This is a genomic window from Candidatus Pelagibacter communis, from assembly GCF_001180225.1.
Lineage (GTDB): Bacteria > Pseudomonadota > Alphaproteobacteria > Pelagibacterales > Pelagibacteraceae > Pelagibacter > Pelagibacter ubique_D.
The window spans coordinates 1-1014 of record NZ_CVST01000075.1 but is presented as its reverse complement, the minus strand read 5'-3'; the positions used below and the strand labels follow the sequence as shown (position 1 = coordinate 1014).

The 1014-nt window shown below is 28.4% G+C and carries 1 protein-coding gene; it reads right to left on the bottom strand.

The annotated features are described in order from the left end of the window. On the bottom strand, positions 1-1014 hold a 1014-nt coding region (locus tag AMN99_RS05585; protein WP_256998128.1), incomplete at both ends, for a penicillin-binding transpeptidase domain-containing protein.

Here is a 1014-nt window from a genome sequence, read left to right as displayed (position 1 = left end):
CAGTTTCTTCCGAAAAAATTTGTGTAAATTTATTTTTTAACTCAGGATAATCTTCACTAAGATAGGATATTGCATCACAATTTACACAAGATCTCTTATCATTATTATAAATTGTATTTCCCTCACTATCTTGAATCCTGTCAATCAAAACAGGTTCAACAAGTTTTCCTCCATTAACAAAAACAGAATAAGCAGATGTAAGCTGCAACAAAGTAGTTTCAGCAGAACCTAAGGAAATTGACAAAAGTTCCTCAGGATTTTCATAAATTGAAAGTTTTTTTGAATAGTTAATAATTTTATCTAACCCTAAATCTTGAGCTATTCTAACTGTCATTAGATTTCTTGATTTCTCCAATCCAGTTCTAATTGTAGATGGGCCATAAAATTTTTTTCCATAATTTTCTGGTTTCCATAACTTTAAATCATCTCCTTGATCTAAAACTAAGGGTGCATCCAAAACTAATGATGTAGGTGTATAATTATTTTCTAAAGCAAGAGCATAAACGAATGGTTTAAATGCAGATCCTGGTTGTCTTTTTGCTTGTGTTGCTCGATTAAACTCACTTTTTTTAAAACTAAAACCACCATTAAGAGCCAAAACTCTTCCCGTATAAGGATCCATTACAACAATTCCTCCATTTATTTTTGGCAATTGTTGTAAACTATACTTTTTATCTTTTATTTGTTTCACATAAATTATGTCACCAATTTTTAATAATTGGTTAAACTCTTTTTTTGTCCATGAAATATCTTTATATTCAATAACTCCATCATCTTCATCAATCGTTTCTACAATTGCTGAAAATTTATTTAATTTTTTTACAATTGCTAATTTCCAATTAATTGATTTTTCAAGTTTGTATTTATCTAAATCTTTGTACCAATTTGAATTGTAAGGTTTGTTAATTAGTGCTCCCCTCCAACCTTTTCTCTGATCATAGGAAATTAATCCAGATCTTAGAGAATTAGTTGCAATTTTTTGTAAATTTAAATCTATTGGAGTATTGATATTTA